Below are 20644 nucleotides of genomic sequence, written 5' to 3'. Positions count from 1 at the left end.
GTCACGGATATTAAGATGTGTTGTATATATTGTCTTTTCTTAAGTGTTGAATTTTTTACTATTGCATTGTGATATATCGTAATGAAAATATAATATTTTATTCAAATTTCTGCTTATGTGTACAAAAATTTTCCCCACAAATAAGATAATTAGTGCTATAATAGTCTTTACAATAAAATGTTTTCATCAAGGAGGATAAAATAATGAGTTTGAAAGAATATGTAGCTTTGTTACCTACATTGGATAAGGATACTATATATACGAGTATCCTTATTTTTGTAGTTGTAAGTATTTTTAAACTGCTTCAAAAAACAATAATTTTGGATATGAACAAATGTGATCGTCAAGCTGACAAGGCTATTAAAAAAATTGTTGATCTAATAAAATTGTTAGATAATCCGGTTTTAGATTACAGCAAATTTTATGAAGCATATTTATTCGTTGATATTAAAGAAAGAAAAGAGTTAAAGGCTTATATAGATAATCACGAAAAAGAGAAAATTGGTGATTTTTTATATAAAAAATTAGCTGATTATGATTGTTATATCAGTAAATTAGGCGAAGATGATTTAGTTGATCCTTTTAACTTTGTAAAAGTGAACCAAAAGCTAAAAATAAAGGAAAAGATTTTATATCCTTTATTTTATACTTTTATTGCTTTTATAGTAATAATTCTCATTTTGGTTGTTTATGCCATCTCGGCAAAGTATGGTCCACTTGAGTGGTTAAGGTTTCTAAATATACTATGTGCTTTTATTTGGACTATAGCAATCATAATATATTTGTTTAAATATGATAAATTCTTTTTATCGTCAGTATTTATATTATTAATTGGTATTTTTAATATTGCGATATTTCTAGTCTATGGCTACATTCCTTATTTTTGCGACGTTCTTTTGTTCATTAGTAATGTATCATTGGTGTTAATATGTGTAAAAACAAAATCTGCTTGTAATCTTAAAGATGTAACTAGAAAAATGAATTTTAAATTTTATACAATACCAAAGAATATAATAAAAGATTTTGTAACTGAGCAAAATGCGTCTTTAATAAATAAAAAAGAAGTTAGGACATTTGCGTATCTGTATGACGGAAATGTGTGTGCTGTTTTTCAGGCTGTAAAAAAGGAAGAAAATATAGTTTTGAAAAATGTAATTACAAATGAAATTTTTGAAGATATTAAGAAAGAAAACAACACTGCTATCTGTAAAATTATGAAATCATATTTTAAAAAGTGAATTAATTTCCCGTCAATCTCCCCAATTCCCCCACCCCAAATTTGTGCAAACAAATGATTTATAATTTAATTTGGCAACATTTCTGCAATTGTTGCATTTTTTGTGCAACAAAATATCCACTTTTCGTGTATAAGTAGAAGGGGTTTCATCACAAATCGGAAACCTTGCGGAGCGACAGTGTATGAGGAAACATTTTGTCAACGTGAGTTAGGTGAACACGATGAGAGGTTCTGATCGCACAGAAAAGCACTTCCTGCACTCCGTCTGAAGCTTGAAAATTGAATATATATACCGACACACCTTAGCTATACCCAATGAGCATACTGCTAAATATAAATGTTATAGCCACGTTTGTTGACATTATTCATATAAAATGGTATACTTAAAATAAAATTTATACATAATGAAAAGAGTAAATGTGATGAATAAACATACCACTATCGATAAGTCAACAGGCGAGAAAAAATGCAGCTGCTTTAAACGTTGCGGCGGCTGTCAGTTGGATAAGGTCTACGCCCAGCAAATAGAATGGAAGCAGGCAAAAGCCGATAGAATGTTGAGCCGTTTTTGCAGACCTCAGCAGATAATAACTATGGACGACCCCTATAATTATCGCAATAAAGTCCAAACTGTCTATAAGGTCAATAGCTCAAAGCGTATCGTCTCAGGAGTATATCAGTCCTCTACCCATAGCATGGTTATAACTGACGATTGCTTTTTGGAGGATATAAGAGCACAGCAAATAGTCGCTACCCTTAAAGAGCTTATGGTTGACTTCCGTATCCTTCCATATAACGAAGAAAGTGATCAGGGCCTTCTTAAGCATACCCTTATCCGTACCTCCCAAACAACAGGCGAGGTAATGCTTGTGCTAGTTACAGCTACCCCCATATTTCCTGCAAAGAAAAATTTCGTCAAAGCTATCACTGAAAAACACCCATATATAACCACTATCATTCAGAATATCAATAAAGGCACGACCCCTCTTACTTTGGGCGACCGTGATATTATAATGTACGGCAAAGGCTATATCACCGACGAGATGTGCGGCTGTAAGTTCAGAATTTCGCCTCATTCTTTCTATCAGGTAAACCCTGAGCAGACCGAAAAGCTCTATTCTAAAGCAGTTTCCTGCGCAGAGCTAAAAAAAGGTGATAAAGTTATCGACGCATATTGCGGAACAGGTACTATCGGTCTTATCGCTGCAAAAAGCGGTGCAGACGTGGCAGGCGTTGAGCTTAATGCCGAAGCCGTAAAGGACGCAGTTTCAAACGCCAAGCTCAATAAGCTTGACAATATCAGGTTTTATAATGAGGACGCAGGTGAGTTCATGACAAAACTTGCGCAGGCAGGGGAGAGCTGTGATACAGTTTTTCTTGACCCTCCAAGAGCAGGCACAACAGAAGAATTTGTTGAAGCCTTGGGCAAACTCAGACCTGAAAAGATAGTCTACGTTTCCTGTAAAATAGAAACTCTCGAGCGTGATTTGAAGCTTCTTGCAAAAATAGGCTATAAAGCACAGCTTATCCAGCCCGTTGATATGTTCCCGCATACCACAGGTATCGAAAATGTGGTGCTTTTAAAAAGAAAAATGATATCGCTCACACCAAACAGAACACATGATAAAAAGGGGGATAATAAAATTGAACGAAAAGGTAAAACTTCTCACAGATAATATCGAAAAAGTTATCGTCGGCAAGACAGACTCTGTGCTTAAAATAATCACAGCCATGCTCTGCGGCGGTCATGTTCTTATCGAGGACGTGCCTGGAGTAGGTAAAACTCAGCTTGTATCAGCCCTTGCAAGGTCAGTGGACGGCAAATATAACCGTATCCAGCTTACCCCTGACGTTATGCCGTCCGATATCGTTGGCTTTTCTATGATAGACCAGAAAACTCATGAGCTTGAGTATAAAGAGGGTGTGGCAATGTGCAATTTCCTCTTGGCAGACGAAATAAACAGAGCCTCCCCAAAATCTCAGTCAAGCTTGCTTGAAGTCATGGAAGAACATCAGATATCCATTGACGGTAAAACTCATGAACTTCCATTGCCCTTTATGGTGCTTGCCACACAAAACCCTGTGGAAACTTACGGCACTTATCATTTGCCTGAAGCCCAAATGGATAGATTTCTTATGAAGATATCAATGGGCTATCCCTCATATGATGATGAGCTTGATATCATGTCAAGAGCCGAAAGATCAGGCTTTGCAAAGAATATCCAGCCTGTCATGACCCTTGAAAACGTCCGTGAGCTTATGGGTTACGCTGAAAATGTAACCGCAGAGCTTTCTGTGAGAAAATATATCCTGAGCCTTGTTACCGCAACAAGAAATTCAGATTATGTAAAGCTTGGCGTTTCTCCCCGTGGAAGCATCGCACTTCTCAAAGCTTCAAAGGCCTATGCCTTTGTTCAGGGCAGAGGATTTGTCATGCCGGATGATGTCAAGGCTGTTATGCCTGACGTTCTTGCACATAGACTTATGCTTTCTCCAAAGGGCAAATCTGCCTTTGCAAGCGAAAGGGAAGCCCTTGAAAATATCGCTCTTACAGTAAAATCACCTGACGCAATAGAGAAATAGAGGATATGACCCCATGAAAAATCTTTTAGGTTATCTTACCTGCGTGGCGGTGGCGATATTGCTTAGAGTTTATATAAACGGAAGCGGTGGTACGCTTGTGCTTTATCTTTTAGCTATAGCCTTTGTGATATCTCTTGCGGCACTTCTCATTACCAAGCGTAAACTTGTGGCAGCCATAAAGCTTTCCACAGAAATAAGTGCAAAGAACGAGGAGTTTGACGCTGACATAATGCTTTTAAATGCAATACGCATCATTCCCTCGTGCGTTGTTGAGGTAACGGCAGAGTGTTCAGATAATATCGGTTCTGTAAGCCCACTTGAATTTAAAACTATCGTGGCAGGCGGCAGACAGCAAAGCGTCAGCGTTAAGCTGAAAACACGCTATGCGGGTCTTGGCACAGTGAAAATAAAAAGCATACGTTTGCATGACTATCTTGGAATAATCACCCTGCACCTTGACAGTTCACGTTATGAAAAAGCCGTGGGAAAAATAAAGATAATGCCGAATATCCCTGACACTGGCTCTCAAACAGAGCTTCTTAAAGCAACTTCCGAGAACGCTTCATTTGACGATAACGAAAGCGAATCAGATGAAAATGCACTTGGTCTTACAGGCGTTCCGGGCTATGACCACAGACAGTATGAGATAGGCGACCCGCTGAAAAGAATAAACTGGAAGCTTTCTTCAAAACGTGACGAGCTTATGGTGCGCCTTGATGAAAAGGTCACGGCTTCAAGTCAGGCGTTTTTCCTTGATATACCAAGCGAAAATCATGACCCTATGTTTGCTGTGAATATCGATAATATAGTCGAAGCGAGCCTTGCAATGCTTTCAATGCTTATCATGGAGGGCTTTGAGAGTGAGTATAATTATTATCTTGACGGCTGGAAAAGCATGAAAATAAAGCAGGCAGGGGATATAATAGAGCTTCAAAACGACCTTGCGGCAATAGCACCATATCCGCAGGAAAAGCGTTTTGCCTTTTCTCATGAGATAGGCAAGACCGCTCCTATCTGCTTCACAGCCTGCATGGCGACTTCTCAGGGGGAATTTTCTTCTCTTATAGAAGAATTTAACGGCTCTTTTGTAGTGACACGTCTTAGCGGTCTTGATAAGCAGACAGAAAATATGTGGCTTGTAGACGAAACTTTCGAGTTTCGTAAAATGACATAGGGGGTGCGGCTTTTGAATACTAAAACTGCTCAGATAAAAAACACCCTTGTGAATATTCTTTCAAAATATGCTTTGCCGCTGCTCCTTGGAGCAGTGGTCATGAACATAATCTTTAAGACCTATCTTGTAGACAATGTCAGACTTTATACTTTTGGATATGTGGTCTATGAATGGCTGCTGTTCGCTCTTTTCGAGTGGCTGAAACCGAAAAAAGTCCTGCGAGGTCTTGTCTATACCGCCCTTATGGTGGCAGTGCTGTTTTTGGGCTTTCAGCTTCTTCGTGCTGGATTTGAACATTCCGGAAAATCATTTATCAATTGGTTTTATGTAAACAGGCAGGAGATAGGTCAGATAGATGAATATTTCTACTTTCTGTTTGTGGGACTGGGCTTCTTTATCATTTCGGTGCTTTACTATTTCACCATTGTGCGCTATAGAAGCTTTGGAACGATGCTCGTTGTGCTCTTTCCGTTTTTTATTTACGGAAAGCGTGCCGACTCAATGGATACTCTTGACATAACCATAATGCTCACTGTGTTCATTGCACTTATGGTGCACAGCAGACTTGTTTCAGACGAGAGCAAGCATGACCTTGTTATAAACGGCTCTTATGTGGCGGCATCGGCGGTTTTCGTTACCCTTGTGGGTGCGCTTGCAATGCTTATGCCGACTTCCTCAAAGACATCTTATCTTGAAAAAAACAGCAACTTCTTTGATGTGAATATCAAAAGCAGTGGCACATATGACAATCTTAGTGATGAGTCTTCCCCAAGATTTGGCGCAGACGCAACGGGCGAGATTCTTTTCAACTTCACTACAACCTCTGATGAACAGGTCATTTACCTCCGCAGACAATCCTTTGACCTTTTCAGAAACGAGAAGTGGGTGACTGACGATAGCTTCTACAATTTTCATTTTGACAAAAATGTTCACCTTTACGGTGACAATGAGGTGAACTCACCGAGCTATGTTTACAGCATAGCAAAGTCACTTGCGGATAAGGATTACAGCAAGGATCTTGGCGTGGATAAGTCACAGTTTCCTGATGATCTGTTCAGTGAAAAGGCAGTCATGAATCAGTTCAGCGACAGCTTTACCCCTAGCTATATCCCTGCCCCGCTGATGATAACCCCAGGGGAGAACAACGTTTATATCAAAACAACTCACAGCGAGGTCTACAGACCATATGACACCGCCGGAAATAAGCTTGGCATCAGCTTTGAGTATATTCCTGAAACGGAGAGCGAAAGACAGGCTGCGGCAAATCTTGATATGACCGAAAATCAGTTCAAACTGCTGCTTTCTTACGGCTTGACAAACGGAGATGTCACATCAAATCAATCGGTGAATATTTATAATATATATGCGTTGTACGCAGACGTTTCTGCATATGACGATAAAGGTGGAAAAATGGAGGCTCTTGCAAAGAGCATAACGGAAAACTGCAAAAATGATTATGAGAAAGCTCAGGCACTTGTGGATTATTTTGAGCAGAACGGCTATGTTTACGATAACGAGTATGAGCCTGACGATGAGTCTATCGCATATTTTCTTTTCACGAGCAGGCGGGGAAACTGTACGAACTATGCCACAAGCATGACGCTTATGGCGAGAATGCTGGGACTTCCAGCAAGGTATGTTGAGGGCTTTGCAGCATATGAAAAGAATGAGCGTGGAGAGTTTGTGGTAAGAGATAGCCATGCTCACGCTTTTGTAGAGGTCTTTATCACAGGCATTGGTTGGATGACCTTTGACCCGACAGTTCCGGGCTATCAGCGTGACTACAGTGCAAATGGTACGAACTTTGATGTTTCAACTTTTGTAAGCTATTTCAGCAGGATCGCACTGTTTATCGGAGTAGCATTTGTGCTTGTGGTTTTCGTATTCCTTAACAGAATTATCGAGGTATTTTTCAGACTGTCACTTAAATTCAGAGATAACGGCGACAAAGTCATAAGGCTTTACAGACGGGTGGTAAGGCTTTTGACCATAGCTTCTAATGACAAGCTATCGGGATACACGCCTGAAATGATAAGAGAATATCTTGGTAAGAGGCGTGGAGTTGAGCTTGGCGGTCTTATAGATCTTTTTGAAAAGACCTGCTTCGGTGGATATGTTCCTGATGAAGCCGAGTGGAAAATGGTCTATGCAGAGTACAAAGCACAATGGAAAAAGCTCACAAAGCGTGAGAAAACTTCTTTGGAGCTTGATAAGAATATGTAATGAAATGGCTGTGCGGGAAAAATCACGCACGGCTATTTTTTTGTATAAAAAAGGCTGCCGTATAAAACAGCAGCCTGAGAGTGTAAAAAATCTCCGAGATAGTGGAACATCAAGGACGCCCACTGTATCTGATATTTAATTAAAGTGAAGCAAGAAGATCGCTCATTGCGTAAAGTCCTGCCGGCTTTCCACAAAGGAAAATGCCTGCATTCACTGCACCCACAGCGAAAACCTGCTTTGAATGAGCTTCGTGCTTGAGGGAGATGACTTCATCTCTGCCTGCAAAGATTATCTCATGCTCGCCAACAATAGTGCCGCCACGGACAGAGTGCATACCGATCTCGGTCTTTTCTCTCTTTGCTCTTACAGAATGGCGATCGTAAACATAGTGATACTTGTTGTCAAGCTCCTCGTTTATTGCGTCTGCAAGCATGATAGCAGTGCCTGACGGAGCGTCTATCTTCTGGTTATGGTGCTTCTCGATTATCTCGATATCATACTGACCGCCAAGAACTTTTGCGGCAGTTTTTGCAAGATTTGCAAGAAGATTTATACCAAGGGTCATGTTGAATGTGAAGAAAACAGGTATCTGCTCGGAAGCCTTATGTATCTTCGCTGTATCCTCTTCTGTATAGCCTGTGGTAGCTATTACAAGGGCAGTGCCGTTTGAAAGGCAATAGCTGAGAAGTCCGTCCAGTGCGGAAGGGTGTGAGAAGTCGATTATTACATCAGGCTTTTCAGGCAGGTCGGCAGGCTCTTTTACTACAGGGAAGTCTGCATAAGCCTCGCCAAATTTGTCGATACCTGCGCTTACTGTGCAGTCGTCACGCTCTGATATAACGTCATATATGAACCTGCCCATTTTTCCGCAAGCACCGCATATTGCGATCTTTGTCATTTATATCATTCCTTTTCTTTTTATTTATTGACCAGTATGTGCAGGGAAACGGGCGAACGCTGTTCGCCCCTACAGCACATCTTGAAATTTTGTTATAAACATAAAGGGCGAATTTCTCCGCCCTTTGTATTTTTTTACTTGATAAGTCCGAGAGCGTTCATTGACGCTTTCAGCTTTTCTATCTTATCATCGCTCATTCTTACAAGCGGCAGACGGCACTCGCCGACCTCAAAGCCCATAAGGTTAAGAGCTTCCTTGACAGGGACAGGGTTTACGTCGCTGAAAAGTGCCTTTGCAAAACCAAGGGTCTTGAATACCTTTTCTCTTGCTTCTTCATACTTTCCATCAAGGCAGAGCTGTGTGATCTCGTGTGTTTCAAATGGCATACAGTTGGAAAGAACTGAGATAACACCCTTTCCGCCCAGAGCCATGATAGGAACGATCTGATCGTCGTTGCCTGAATAGATATCAAGGTCGCTGCCGCAGAGAGCTGCCACCTGTGTTATCTGGCTGATGTTTCCGCTTGCTGCCTTGATAGCAACGATATTGTCTATCTTTGCAAGCTCACGGCAGGTCTCAGGAAGAATGTTCACACCTGTTCTTGACGGTACGTTGTAAAGAATGATAGGCAGTGTAACAGCCTTTGCGATAGCGGAGAAGTGTGCGATAAGTCCTGCCTGTGAAGTCTTATTATAATAAGGTGTAACACAAAGCAGAGCGTCAGCACCAAGCTCCTCAGCCTTCTTAGAAAGGTTTACGGCATATTCTGTATGGTTTGAACCAGTGCCTGCGATGACAGGAACTCTGTGGTTTGTCTTTTCAACAGCATAGCGGATACACTCGATATGCTCCTCGTCTGTCATGGTAGCACTTTCGCCTGTTGTTCCGCAGATTATGATAGCGTCTGTGCCGTTATCGATGTTGAAATCGATAAGCTCGCCCAACTTGTCAAAGTTGATAGAGCCGTCAGCGTTCATAGGTGTAACGATAGCAACGCCTGCACCTGTGAAAATAGTCTTTTTCATAAACAGCACTCCTTTCGTGCGTATATATGTGTTATATTAGTCAAAATAGCCCTTTGCTGCAAGTAGCTCAGCCAGAAGAACTGCTCCGCCTGCCGCACCTCTCAGTGTATTGTGTGAAAGGCAAACGAACTTATAGTCATACTGTGAATCTTCTCTCAGTCTGCCTATAGAAACTGCCATACCGCCCTCAAGGTTTCTGTCAAGCTTAGCCTGTGGACGATCGTCCTCTGTGAAGTAGTTAAGGAACTGCTTTGGAGCGCTTGGAAGCTGAAGCTCCTGTGGAACACCGCTGAAATCTTTCCAAGCCTGAAGGATCTCTTCCTTAGAAGGTTTATTCTCAAATGATACGAAAACTGCTGCTGTGTGACCGTCGGAAACAGGAACTCTCAGGCACTGTGTTGTGATAGCTGGAGCTGTTGCGTCAACGATAACGTCGCCCTCGATATGGCCCCAGATCTTAAGAGGCTCTTTCTCAGACTTTTCTTCCTCGCCGCCGATATAAGGGATAACGTTGTCAAGGATCTCAGGGAAGCTTTCAAATGTCTTGCCTGCGCCTGAAATTGCCTGATATGTGCAGGCAAGAGCCTTTGTTACCTTATACTTATCCATAAGAGGAGCAAGAGCAGGAACGTAAGACTGGAGTGAGCAGTTAGACTTAACTGCGATAAATCCTCTCTTTGTGCCAAGTCTTTTTCTCTGTGAAGCGATTATCTCGATATGCTCAGGGTTTACCTCAGGAATGACCATTGGAACATCAGGAGTATGTCTGTGTGCGGAGTTGTTTGATACAACAGGGCATTCAGCCTTTGCATACTTTTCCTCAAGGGCTCTTATTTCGTCTTTCTTCATATCAACTGCGCAGAATACGAAATCTACCATTGAAGCGATCTTCTCAACGTCCTCCTCGGCGTTCAGAACTGTAAGCTCACCGATAGCTTCCGGCAGAGGCTCTGAAAGCTTCCACTTGCCTGCAACTGCGTCCTTGAGCTTTTTGCCTGCCGAACGTGGTGAAGCGGCAACGCATACTACATTGAACCATGGGTGTTTGTCAAGAAGCAGAGAAAATCTCTGACCTACCATTCCTGTTGCACCGATGATACCGACATTGTACTTTTTCATATTAAAACTCCTTTTCCTGTGCCATGGTAACAATTTTCTTTGGCGTTATACACTAAAATCACGCACTGTTCAAATGTTATTTTGCACAAAACATAAAAAATAAACAAATAATAAAAAAACTGGTTGAAAACCAGTTCATCATACAATATAATAAGAATGTTGACATAAAAATTTATGCCGATAGCACTCCACCATTTGTAATGATGACAACTGATAGTCTATTAAACTAACAGTCAGCAGGAGTGTTCCCGATACTCCGCTTCGGCAGTTTTACCTTTCTCATTTACCATAGGCGTTGGGACGCTGTTGTGTGGGGTCACACGAAAAATGATACTCATTTCAACTGCACCTCTATCTGTTCTGTTTAATGATAACAAATATTTAGCGTTCTGTCAATACATATAGATAAAAATATTTTAATTTTCTGTAAATTAATAAGTTTATATGAAATTAAATGGCTTTAAAGAATGTTGACAGTTGTTGGAATAAGGACTTTGAGAATGGTGAGAGTGGGACGTAGAGGACGCTGTTCCCTACATTATTATAATTATTATATTTTAAATAAATAGGAGATATTTAAAATGCTTGATATCAACAACATGAAAAGATCGGATTTTTATTATGACCTGCCTCAGGAGCTTATTGCACAGACCCCTGTCGAGCCTAGAAATGCTTCGAGAATGATGAAGATAAACAGGCAGACGGGAGAGGTGGTACACGACCATTTCTATAATCTATGCAATTATCTCAAAAAAGGTGACTTGCTTGTGCTTAACGACTCAAAGGTGCTTCCTGCGAGGATATACGGCGAGCGTGAGGACACAGGCTCGTTCATTGAGTTTTTGCTTGTGGAGCAGAAAGAGAACATGGTCTGGGAGATCCTTTGCAGACCCGGCAAAAAAGCCAAGATCGGCACAAGATTTGTTTTCGGCGGCGGAAAGCTGAAAGCGGAGATAATTGATGTGTTGGAGGACGGAAACCGTATCGCACGATTTGAGTGCGAGGAGAATTTCTTTGCCACACTTGACGAGATAGGTCAGATGCCTTTGCCGCCTTATATTACTGAAAAGCTGAAGGACAAGGACAGATACCAGACGGTTTATGCTCATGAGCTTGGCTCGTCTGCTGCGCCGACTGCCGGTCTGCATTTTACTGAGCAGCAGCTTGAGGACTTAAAGGCAATGGGTGTGAACATTGCGTATGTGACTCTGCACGTTGGTCTTGGCACGTTCAGACCTGTTAAGGAGGACAAGGTCCTTGACCATAAGATGCACAGAGAACATTATGAGCTTAGCCGTGAAACCGCAGACATGATAAACGAAACGAAGAAAAATGGTGGACGTGTTATTGCGGTGGGTACTACTTCATGCAGGACGCTGGAGAGCGTGGCTGCGTTCAATGACGGAAAGATAGTTCCATGTGACGGTTACACGGAGATATTTATTTATCCTGGCTTTGAGTTCAAGGTGCTTGACGGACTTGTTACTAATTTTCACCTGCCTGAAAGCACGCTTATTATGCTTGTTTCTGCATTTATGGGATACGAGAACACTATGAACGCTTATAAGATAGCTGTGGAGGAGAAATACAGATTTTTCAGCTTTGGTGATTGTATGCTCATAATATCTGAGTGAGCGGTTAGAAATTAGGTTATTGTTAAATATAATCTTAGTTCAAGCTTTCATCTACGGAGGTTTTTTTCTATATGAATGACATTAAGTCAGGGGAGAAGAAACGACTGTATTTATATGACAATCTGAAATTTCTGCTTATAGTGCTTGTGGTCTTGGGGCATTTGATAGACGACAGCACTGTCAAGCTTTTTGGTGACGGCGGCGGTGAAACAGGCGTACCGCAGGCAAAGGTTTTCAGCGGTGTATTTGTGTTTTTGTATGCTTTTCATATGCCGTTGTTTATATTCATATCAGGACTGTTCAACAGGGGGCATGATGACGGCAGGAAAGTGCTTGGAAAGACGCTTGGATTTGTTGTTATCGGAATGTTAATGAAATGCCTGAATTATTGGTCGCAGGTAAGATTTCAGACGGATTTTGACAAGGAAAACAGTGATGGCGAGATTTTCTTTGACCTTTTAGGCGGCGACGGTGTATATTGGTATATGTTTGCAATGGCAGCGTTTATGGGGCTTTGCTATCTGTTAAGAAACAGCAGACCTTGGGCGGTGCTTACGGCGGCGATAGTGACGGCACTTGCGGCAGGGTATGACCCTAGCGTGGGCGATGAATATGAACTATCTAGGATAGTGGTGTTTTTCCCGTTTTACTACTGCGGATATGTGCTTGATCCTGAAAAGGTGGCTGATTTTGTGAAGAAGTGGTATGTAAGGGTGCTGTCCTTGGGAGTGATAGGCATTTGGGCTTATTTCTGCTTTGGAAAAACAAAGCTTGTTTATCCGCTGAGAATGCTCCTTACGGGAAGAAACTCTTATTTTTCCATATCTGAAGCAACGGACATGGATTGCACTTTTTTGAGCAGGCTTCTTGTTATGGGTATCTCGGCACTGCTTTGCTTGGCGGTGCTTGGTATTGGGCTTGATGTGAAGATACCACTGATAACAAAGTGCGGATCCAGGACTTTGCAGGTGTACTTCTGGCACAGAACTTTAGTCTATATGCTCACATACTATGGATATCAGGCTTATCTTGCAAAGGCTTTTCCTGAACGTTGGGAGCTTTATCTGGCACTTACAGCGATACCTATTGTATTGGTGCTTTGCATAAAAATATTTGGTGTGCCTCTGGATATGGTGCTTAAAGGGATAAGGGGCAGGAATGATATCATAAAGGAGAACGGAAATGGAAAATAACTTTTTTAAGAGCGTTATTGACGCAGACGATGCACCTGTGGTTATTTGTGACCTTGAGCATACGATAGTATATATGAACCCGACAGCGGTCAAAAGATATGAAAAGCGTGGAGGAGCGGCTCTTGTGGGCAGATCCATAAAGGGCTGTCACAACGGGGATTCTAATGCTAAGATAGAACAGGTCATTGCATGGTTCAAAAAGGATAAGGGCAACAACAAAGTCTACACTTTTCATAATGAAAAGGAAAATAAGGACGTTTACATGATAGCTCTCAGAAATGATGAGGGAGAGCTTATTGGATATTATGAAAAGCATGAGTACAGAACAAGAGAAAGTATGGCTATGTACGATCTTAGAAATGGTGAGAATTAATGGATAAGATCATTGATCTTTCGCTGCCTGAAAAATGCAGGATACTTGCTGTCAGCGATATCCATACCCATTGGCAGCTTTTTGATAGACTGCTGAAAAAGGCAAAATATGACCCGCAAAATGACTATCTTGTGATAGTCGGCGACATACTTGAACATGGCAGTGACAATATAAAGACCCTTGAATATGTCAAGGCTCTTTGCGATAAAAGTGACATGGCAATATTATTAATGGGCAATAATGACATAATGTGTTCAAGAATGGCTTATCACTATGAGTTCAAGCGGTTTCAGCAGCAGTTTTACCGAAATGAGCATAATACTTTCAGGCAAATGGCTAATACGCTGGGATATGTTGACTGCTGGGAGGGCAACTGGCTTGAGATAAGAGAAAAAGTTGTAGAGAAGTATGGCGAGCTGTTATCTTTTATCAGAGAGCTTCCAACGTGCCTTGAAACAGAGGAATATGTTTTTGTTCATGCAGGGCTTGAAAACCGTCCTGATTGGAGAAATACAGATGATATTTATGCTATAACTGTTCCGTGGTTTTTGCGGAAAGAAAATCCAACAGGAAAGCAGCTTGTATTCGGGCATTATCCCACATACAATTATAAGCGTTCAAATGTGACTAATCTTCCGATAATCGACAGCAAAAAGAAAATGATATGTATTGACGGCGGAATGACTATCAAGAAGGCTTGTCAGATGAATTTGTTTATCATTGATAAGTGCGGCGAGAATTATTCTCATAGAATAATTTGGGATACAGATGTGCCAAAGAAAACTGTCTTAAAGGATTTTTCATGTGACATGAAACCTGTTTATATTGATTGGGAAAAGCAGGATTTAACGATAATTGAGAAAAATGGATATATGACAAAGGTCAGAGATGAGTATTCAGGGGGCGAGGGTATTATTCCTGACCGTGAAATATATTTTTTTGATGAAAAGCCTCATGTATATCAGTTTTTGTCATCGTTTCCTGCTGTCAGAAAAGGTGAGCGGGTATCGGTCTTTTACGAAGATGAAACAATGTCTTTGGTAATTTCGGAAAATGCCACAGTCGGCTGGCTGCCGTCTGATATAATAGAATGATAAAGGAGAATTTATGTTTACATTACTTAAACAAGAGGGTGCTGCACGCAGGGGGCAGTTTGAAACTGTTCATGGAACTATACAGACACCTGTATTTATGAACGTGGGAACTTCGGCGGCAATAAAGGGCGGAGTTTCTTCCATTGATTTAAAAAATGAGCTTAAAACTCAGGTGGAGCTTTGCAATACCTATCATTTGCACGTCAGACCGGGTGACGACATTATATACAAAATGGGTGGACTTCACAAGTTCATGAACTGGGACAAGCCTATTCTTACAGACAGCGGTGGATTTCAGGTATTTTCTTTGGCCAAGCTGCGTAAAATCAAAGAGGAGGGCGTGTACTTCAACTCTCACGTTGACGGTCGCAGGATTTTTATGGGTCCTGAGGAGAGTATGCAGATACAATCGCACCTTGCGTCTACTATTGCAATGGCGTTTGACGAGTGTGTGGAAAACCCTGCTGAGCATAGCTATTCAAAGGCAAGCTGTGATAGAACGGTAAGGTGGCTTGAGAGATGTATCGCTGAGCAGAAAAGGCTCAACGGACTTGAGGAGACTATAAATAAGCATCAGATGCTGTTCGGTATCAATCAGGGCTGTACTTATGAGGATCTGCGTATCGAGCATATGAAGCGCATAAGAGAAATGGAATACTGTTCGGGCTTTGCTATTGGCGGTCTGGCGGTGGGTGAGCCTACTGAGGTGATGTATAACATTATCGAAAAGGTCGAGCCTTTTATGCCAAAGGATAAGCCGAGATATCTTATGGGCGTTGGCACGCCGACAAACATAATTGAGGCTGTTTACAGAGGCGTGGACTTCTTTGATTGCGTAATGCCAAGCAGAAATGCACGTCACGGAACGCTGTTCACATGGAATGGCATTATGCACATCACTAATAAAAGGTATGAAACTGACCCTAGACCTATTGACGAGCATTGCGATTGTCCTGCTTGCCGTAATCACAGCAGGGCATACATTCGTCATCTGTTCAAGTCTGAGGAGCAGTTGGGCGGCAGGCTGGCAGTTATGCACAATCTGTATTTCTACAACACGCTCATGGAGAAGATAAGAGAGGCTCTTGACGAGGGCAGATTTGAGCAGTTCAGAAATCAATACAGCTCGCTTCTTGCTTCAAAGTGTGAGGATTAACAAAATATAACGGTATGACGCTGTTTTCGGAAAATGCAAAGATGTTATTTTGTATTTTACGGAGATGGCGTTTTTTTTATAGAGTGGGGGCTATTTTATTTGATGAAAGCATGGGTTTGTTGCTTCGATGGGCGAACGCTGTTTGCCCCTACAGAAAAGGTGTGGTAGCAGGCGTAAAAAGTGTGGGTGCAGATAAAAATATAAGGGAAGTCAAGATTGAATGTAAAGCTGTTTTTTTAATTATACAGGGGGATTATATGAGTATTTTTGAGCTTTTTCTTACTGCGTGTGGACTTTCTATGGACGCTTTTGCGGTATCGGTGACTAATGGGCTTTGCGTCAGAAATGGGAGAGTCAGGGGAGCATTGATGTGCGGTATCATATTCGGGCTTTTTCAGGGGATAATGCCTGCGATCGGCTATGCGCTGGGCATGAATTTTGCGGAGTACATAGAGAGGTTCGACCACTGGATAGCTTTGATACTGCTTGGGTTCATAGGGTTGAACATGATATGCGGTTCGGGGGACGATGAGATCCAGACAGGGGGCAGGCTCACTTTCGGGGCGGTGCTTGTGCAGGGATTTGCGACTTCGGTTGACGCACTGGCTGTGGGCATAAGCTTTGCGGCACTTGGTGTGGGCATAGTCAGGTCGGCAGCGTTTATATGTGTTGTTACGGCGGCCTTATCGTTCTGTGGGTTTATGCTTGGTAACAAATTCAGTGGAAAACTCAAAAGCAAGGCAAGGATAGTTGGGGGAGTTATTTTAATATGTATAGGGCTTAAAATATTCGCTGAACAGACTATATTTGCTTAAAACAACTTTCTTATTCACATAAATATGTATCACATAGATATCTTTGTGAATTTTAATTTAACAATTACAGGTGTGTATGTTCATAAACAAGCCACAATATCAGTGTATAATAAATCTCGTGATTTTTAGACAAGTGTATAAATTTGCGATTGATGTACAAACTTATGATAAGTGTACAAACTTGCGATAAGTGTAATAATTCGTGCATGGTGACCGACAAGTTTATGGAAAGTCGGAGGGAGGAAAGGCTTTTTTTATAGCTGGTTTTATGAAAAAGCTATTTATTTTTGATTTGGACGGAACGCTTGTAAATTCTATTTATGATCTTGGGGACGCCATGAATGCGGTACTTGAGAGATATGGGTTTCCTGTGTTTGATTATGATACCTACAAGCATTTAGTGGGAAATGGTACTTTGAAGCTTGTTGAGCGGGCTTTGCCTGAGAAGCTGAGAAGCGAGGAGAACATCAAAAAGTATCATGCTGAGTTTTCTGAGGAATACAACAAGAGATGTGTGAACAAGACAAAGCCTTATGAGCATATCTGCGAGGTGCTTGACACGCTTCGCAATGAGGGCATTATGACGGCGGTGGCTTCAAACAAGCCTGACGGCTTTGTGAACTACATTGTAAAGAATATTTTCGGTGAGAAAGATTTTGACCTGATCAAGGGCAAAAAGGACGGTGTTCCGACAAAGCCTGCGCCTGAGATAATATACAATATTCTTGGCACGCTTGGGGTCAAGGCTGAGGAAGCTGTGCTTATCGGCGATTCTGATGTGGACGTTATGACAGCAAAAAATGCGGGTCTTGACTGCATTGGCTGTGAATGGGGCTTCAGGGGCAGAGAAGAACTTGAAAATGCAGGTGCGAAGTATATTGCGGAAGTTCCGCAGGACATAGTGAGCATTTGCCACGAGATAAACAGGATCTAATTAAAACGGAGGATTTCATATATGAGTTTTGTAATGGCTGATTTTTATAAGAGATTTGTTGACGAGGAGCTTGACAGCGAGGGCAGACTTAAAAGCTTTAAGCTTGACCTGCCTGAGAACTTCAACTTCTCATATGACGTTATAGACGAGCTGGCTAAGAACGTACCTGACAAGGTGGCTATGCAGTGGGTAAATGAGGAGGGTGAGGAGCATATCTTCACTTACAAGGATCTTTCTGAAAAGAGCAGTCAGGTGGCTAACATGATGCTGGCACACGGAGTTAAGAAGGGCGATTTTGTTATGGCTGTTCTTAAACGTCATTATGAGTTTTGGTTTCTTGCCTACGGTCTTATGAAGATAGGCGCTGTTCTTGTGCCTGCAACTTGTCAGCTCAAGAAAAAAGACTATGTTTATCGCTTTGACGCTGCTTCTATCTCTTATATCGTGGCAACTGCAGAGGACGATGTTCCTAATCAGGTGGACAGAGCTCTTGAGCAGTACAGCGGAATGAAAGAGAAGTTTATCACTCACGGTGCTAAAGAGGGTTGGATAGATTTTCTTAGCGAAATGGACAAGTATCCAAAGACTTTTGAGAGGATCGAAACACACGTTACTGAGTCAATGCTCATGTATTTCAGCTCAGGTACGACCGGCTATCCTAAAATGGTACTGCACAAGTATTCACTGGCTGCGGCACACATTATCACTGCTAAGCACTGGCACCACCTTGACGAGAACTCACTGCACCTTACTGTTTCTGAGACAGGCTGGGCAAAGTGTGCATGGGGCAAGATGTTTGGTCAGTTTATCTGCGGTGCAACAACGTTTGTATATGACTTCGACAGATTTATTCCTGCAAACGTGCTGAAAGTAATTCAGGATTACAAGCTGACTTCTTTCTGCGCACCTCCGACAATGTACAGATTTTTCATCAAGGAGGGTCTTGAAAACTATGACCTTTCTTCACTGAAATATAGCTGTATCGCCGGTGAGGCTCTTAACCCTGAGGTATTCAACAAGTGGTATGAGTACACAGGTCTTAAGCTTATGGAGGGCTTTGGTCAGACAGAGGGCGCTGTGCTTGTGGGCAATCTTTACGGCATGGAGCCAAAGCCGGGCTCCATGGGTAAGCCTACACCGCTTTACAATATCGGTATAGTTGACAACGAGGGCAAGCCTGTTAAGGTAGGCGAGACAGGCGAGATCGTTGTTTACGCTAAGAGGGGCGAGAACCCTGCGCTGTTCAAGGAGTATTACAGAAACCCTGAGGCAACGGACAACGCTTGGAGATTTGGTATGTATCACACAGGCGACACTGCTTACATGGATGATGACGGCTACTACTGGTATGTTGGAAGAACGGACGACCTTATCAAGGCTTCGGGTTATCGTATAGGACCTTTCGAGATAGAGAGTATCCTTATGGAACATCCGTCAGTTCTTGAGTGCGCTATCACGGCGGCTGATGACGCTATCAGAGGCAAGGTAGTAAAGGCTACTATCGTGCTTGCAAAGGGCTACACTGCTTCTCCTGAGCTTGCCAAGGAGCTTCAGAACTATGTTAAGCAATCAACTGCGCCTTACAAGTATCCTAGAATAGTTGAGTTCGTGGACGAGCTGCCTAAGACTATCAGCGGTAAGATACGCCGTGTTGAGATAAGAGAGAATGACAGCAAGAAGAATAGCTGATTGATTTAGATATGATAAAAGCACAATGCTCTTTGTGGGCGTTGTGCTTTTTGTGTATTGCATTGACGGGCGAACGCTGTTTGCCCCTACGGAATTTGCAGAATATTTTATATTTTTTTGTAAAAGTATTGACAAATATTTGGCTTTATGGTATTATGTAATATCACCCTGAAATATTGGGAATTATAGAGAATCGGGAGAGGTGCTTTTTATGAAGAATGGTATGAAGAAAACGGCGGCTGTTGTTATGGCGGCAATGCTTATGGGCACGGGGGCTGTTGTACCTGCGGCGGAGGATATGGGGATATTCTCACAGACGGCTATCGTTGCGGAAGCGGCGAGTGTTGGCAAGGTAACGGGGCTTAAATCTAAGACGCTTTCAAACAGTGAGATACGGCTCAACTGGAGCAAGGTAAAGGGTGCGAGCGGTTACACTGTTTATATGCGAAAAAACGGCAAGTACAACAAGCTTGGGGATTGCAAGGGTACGAGCTACACAGTTAAGAAGCTGCCTAATGCAACGAGAGAAAATTTTAAAGTAAGGGCATACAAGACTGTAAAGGGCAAGAAAGTTTACGGAGAATATTCCGCAAACTGGAACACGGCGACCAATCCGCAGGCTTGCAAGGGGCTAAAGGTAAGCAGTGTTGGCACTGACAGCGTTAAGCTTTCTTGGACGAAGATAGGCTGTACAAATTACCGCATTTATCAGAACATAAAAGGCGAATGGAAAGAGATAGGCAAGACCACAGGGACAAGCTACACTGTGAAGAAGCTTGCGCCTGCGACAAAGTATCAGTTCAAGATAAGGGCTTGCAAGCAGGACGACAAAAAGACGAATAATAATCACTATGGCAAGTATTCGGGGGTCGTGACGGCGACAACTAAGAAGAGTGACAAAATCACACAGGCTGATATTGATGCTATGAAGGCAGAACTTACAGCATATTCAAGAGACAAGGCGGAGTATATCAAGGAACATTATACGGAGTTTTGGAAGTACGGCATAGATTATAATACGTTAGAAGAATATTTTTCAATGCGTGAGAACAAACTTACACCGTCAGAGGCAAGCTATGATGATGTGTATACTATTCCTTTTGGAGAAACAGACATAGATGAAGTGACTGATTTGTTTAGAGGCAAGTTAGATTTTGAGTACAGTGAGAGGAGTGACGTTTATTACGTTGTGTATGTGGAAACCTGTCCTAACGGACACAGAATAAACCCAAAACCTTGTTGGGCTATCTATTTTCTTTACTAATAGCGGACACATATAGCACAATAGTAATGTGAAAGGAAGCTTAAATAATGAGAGATAAAACATATCACGAAATGTATGATCTGTTGACACAATCTATGTCATTAAACCATAAAATGATTGACAAGATTGAAGAACTAAGATCTGAGAACGCAATTCTGTATAGGCAGATTGAGGAGTGCAGAGACACATTAAGAACGTTGATATCAAAAGATTTTGAAAGTTCAAATGATAAT

The 20644-nt window shown here is 41.9% G+C and carries 17 protein-coding genes and 1 riboswitch; of the genes, 14 read left to right on the top strand and 3 right to left on the bottom strand.

Going from position 1 to position 20644, the window contains the following annotated elements; genetic code table 11:
* Window positions 1-203: 203 nt before the first annotated feature.
* The 5 genes from DW015_RS03930 (at window position 204) to DW015_RS03910 (ending at window position 7217) form a co-directional block, all read left to right on the top strand.
* Window positions 204-1238, top strand: a complete 1035-nt coding sequence (locus DW015_RS03930; protein ID WP_117904362.1) for a hypothetical protein — start codon at window positions 204-206, stop codon at window positions 1236-1238.
* Between the two features lie 421 nt (window positions 1239-1659).
* Window positions 1660-2913 (top strand): 23S rRNA (uracil(1939)-C(5))-methyltransferase RlmD, encoded by a 1254-nt coding sequence (gene rlmD / locus DW015_RS03925; protein WP_117904360.1) that lies wholly within the window; start codon window positions 1660-1662, stop codon window positions 2911-2913.
* A complete protein-coding gene (locus DW015_RS03920) occupies window positions 2882-3820 on the top strand; it encodes a MoxR family ATPase (protein ID WP_117904358.1) in 939 nt (312 codons plus the stop codon). The genes rlmD and DW015_RS03920 overlap by 32 nt, the downstream gene beginning before the upstream one ends.
* Before the next feature lie 13 nt (window positions 3821-3833).
* Window positions 3834-4994, top strand: coding sequence for a DUF58 domain-containing protein (locus DW015_RS03915; protein ID WP_117904357.1), 1161 nt, complete (start codon window positions 3834-3836; stop codon window positions 4992-4994).
* A gap of 12 nt (window positions 4995-5006) precedes the next feature.
* Complete coding sequence (locus DW015_RS03910; protein ID WP_117904355.1) at window positions 5007-7217, top strand: transglutaminaseTgpA domain-containing protein; 2211 nt, start codon at window positions 5007-5009, stop codon at window positions 7215-7217.
* A gap of 139 nt (window positions 7218-7356) precedes the next feature.
* Here the strand turns inward: DW015_RS03910 and dapB are convergent, their stop codons facing one another.
* The 3 genes from dapB to asd all read right to left on the bottom strand — a co-directional run bounded on the left by dapB (window position 7357) and on the right by asd (window position 10259).
* A complete protein-coding gene (gene dapB / locus DW015_RS03905) occupies window positions 7357-8115 on the bottom strand; it encodes a 4-hydroxy-tetrahydrodipicolinate reductase (protein WP_117904353.1) in 759 nt (252 codons plus the stop codon).
* 134 nt (window positions 8116-8249) lie between these two features.
* On the bottom strand, window positions 8250-9140 hold the full coding sequence (dapA, locus tag DW015_RS03900; RefSeq protein WP_117904352.1) for a 4-hydroxy-tetrahydrodipicolinate synthase: 891 nt from the start codon (window positions 9138-9140) through the stop codon (window positions 8250-8252).
* 36 nt (window positions 9141-9176) lie between these two features.
* Window positions 9177-10259, bottom strand: coding sequence for an aspartate-semialdehyde dehydrogenase (asd, locus tag DW015_RS03895; protein WP_022286925.1), 1083 nt, complete (start codon window positions 10257-10259; stop codon window positions 9177-9179).
* A gap of 173 nt (window positions 10260-10432) precedes the next feature.
* A riboswitch (Lysine riboswitch) is annotated at window positions 10433-10621 on the bottom strand.
* A gap of 219 nt (window positions 10622-10840) precedes the next feature.
* On the opposite strand from asd, the gene queA reads away from it, so the two are divergent.
* From queA to DW015_RS03850, 9 genes are all read left to right on the top strand, one after another.
* Window positions 10841-11893, top strand: a complete 1053-nt coding sequence (gene queA / locus DW015_RS03890; protein ID WP_022286924.1) for a tRNA preQ1(34) S-adenosylmethionine ribosyltransferase-isomerase QueA — start codon at window positions 10841-10843, stop codon at window positions 11891-11893.
* A gap of 71 nt (window positions 11894-11964) precedes the next feature.
* A complete protein-coding gene (locus DW015_RS03885; RefSeq protein WP_117904350.1) occupies window positions 11965-13086 on the top strand; it encodes an acyltransferase family protein in 1122 nt (373 codons plus the stop codon).
* Window positions 13076-13459: a PAS domain-containing protein gene (locus DW015_RS03880; protein WP_117904348.1), complete on the top strand. Its 384-nt coding sequence runs from the start codon at window positions 13076-13078 to the stop codon at window positions 13457-13459. Before DW015_RS03885 ends, DW015_RS03880 begins: the two co-directional genes overlap by 11 nt.
* Entirely contained in the window at window positions 13459-14553 is a 1095-nt protein-coding gene (locus DW015_RS03875; RefSeq protein WP_117904346.1) for a metallophosphoesterase, read from the top strand. The genes DW015_RS03880 and DW015_RS03875 overlap by 1 nt, the downstream gene beginning before the upstream one ends.
* A gap of 13 nt (window positions 14554-14566) precedes the next feature.
* Window positions 14567-15709, top strand: coding sequence for a tRNA guanosine(34) transglycosylase Tgt (gene tgt / locus DW015_RS03870; RefSeq protein WP_117904344.1), 1143 nt, complete (start codon window positions 14567-14569; stop codon window positions 15707-15709).
* A 257-nt stretch (window positions 15710-15966) separates the two neighbouring features.
* Window positions 15967-16524, top strand: a complete 558-nt coding sequence (locus DW015_RS03865) for a manganese efflux pump MntP family protein (protein ID WP_117904488.1) — start codon at window positions 15967-15969, stop codon at window positions 16522-16524.
* A gap of 268 nt (window positions 16525-16792) precedes the next feature.
* On the top strand, window positions 16793-17458 hold the full coding sequence (locus DW015_RS03860; RefSeq protein ID WP_117904342.1) for an HAD family hydrolase: 666 nt from the start codon (window positions 16793-16795) through the stop codon (window positions 17456-17458).
* Between the two features lie 21 nt (window positions 17459-17479).
* Window positions 17480-19147, top strand: a complete 1668-nt coding sequence (locus DW015_RS03855; RefSeq protein WP_117904340.1) for an AMP-binding protein — start codon at window positions 17480-17482, stop codon at window positions 19145-19147.
* 211 nt (window positions 19148-19358) lie between these two features.
* Window positions 19359-20411 (top strand): fibronectin type III domain-containing protein, encoded by a 1053-nt coding sequence (locus DW015_RS03850; RefSeq protein WP_117904338.1) that lies wholly within the window; start codon window positions 19359-19361, stop codon window positions 20409-20411.
* Window positions 20412-20644 lie beyond the last annotated feature (233 nt).

It is taken from the genome of Ruminococcus sp. AF37-20, from assembly GCF_003460465.1.
Lineage (GTDB): Bacteria > Bacillota > Clostridia > Oscillospirales > Ruminococcaceae > Hominimerdicola > Hominimerdicola aceti.
The sequence above is the reverse complement of the archived record's forward strand: the minus strand, read 5'-3'. Positions and strand labels throughout refer to the sequence as shown.

Bases quoted from the DNA above. Each gene is read 5' to 3' on its own strand.
- DW015_RS03865 (WP_117904488.1), top strand. From the start codon at position 15,967: ATGAGTATTTTTGAGCTTTTTCTTACTGCGTGTGGACTTTCTATGGAC.
- DW015_RS03850 (WP_117904338.1), top strand. From the start codon at position 19,359: ATGAAGAATGGTATGAAGAAAACGGCGGCTGTTGTTATGGCGGCAATG.
- asd (WP_022286925.1), bottom strand. From the start codon at position 10,259: ATGAAAAAGTACAATGTCGGTATCATCGGTGCAACAGGAATGGTAGGT.
- dapA (WP_117904352.1), bottom strand. From the start codon at position 9,140: ATGAAAAAGACTATTTTCACAGGTGCAGGCGTTGCTATCGTTACACCT.
- queA (WP_022286924.1), top strand. From the start codon at position 10,841: ATGCTTGATATCAACAACATGAAAAGATCGGATTTTTATTATGACCTG.
- DW015_RS03930 (WP_117904362.1), top strand. From the start codon at position 204: ATGAGTTTGAAAGAATATGTAGCTTTGTTACCTACATTGGATAAGGAT.
- DW015_RS03855 (WP_117904340.1), top strand. From the start codon at position 17,480: ATGAGTTTTGTAATGGCTGATTTTTATAAGAGATTTGTTGACGAGGAG.
- DW015_RS03915 (WP_117904357.1), top strand. From the start codon at position 3,834: ATGAAAAATCTTTTAGGTTATCTTACCTGCGTGGCGGTGGCGATATTG.
- DW015_RS03880 (WP_117904348.1), top strand. From the start codon at position 13,076: ATGGAAAATAACTTTTTTAAGAGCGTTATTGACGCAGACGATGCACCT.
- rlmD (WP_117904360.1), top strand. From the start codon at position 1,660: ATGAATAAACATACCACTATCGATAAGTCAACAGGCGAGAAAAAATGC.
- tgt (WP_117904344.1), top strand. From the start codon at position 14,567: ATGTTTACATTACTTAAACAAGAGGGTGCTGCACGCAGGGGGCAGTTT.
- DW015_RS03885 (WP_117904350.1), top strand. From the start codon at position 11,965: ATGAATGACATTAAGTCAGGGGAGAAGAAACGACTGTATTTATATGAC.
- dapB (WP_117904353.1), bottom strand. From the start codon at position 8,115: ATGACAAAGATCGCAATATGCGGTGCTTGCGGAAAAATGGGCAGGTTC.
- DW015_RS03860 (WP_117904342.1), top strand. From the start codon at position 16,793: ATGAAAAAGCTATTTATTTTTGATTTGGACGGAACGCTTGTAAATTCT.
- DW015_RS03875 (WP_117904346.1), top strand. From the start codon at position 13,459: ATGGATAAGATCATTGATCTTTCGCTGCCTGAAAAATGCAGGATACTT.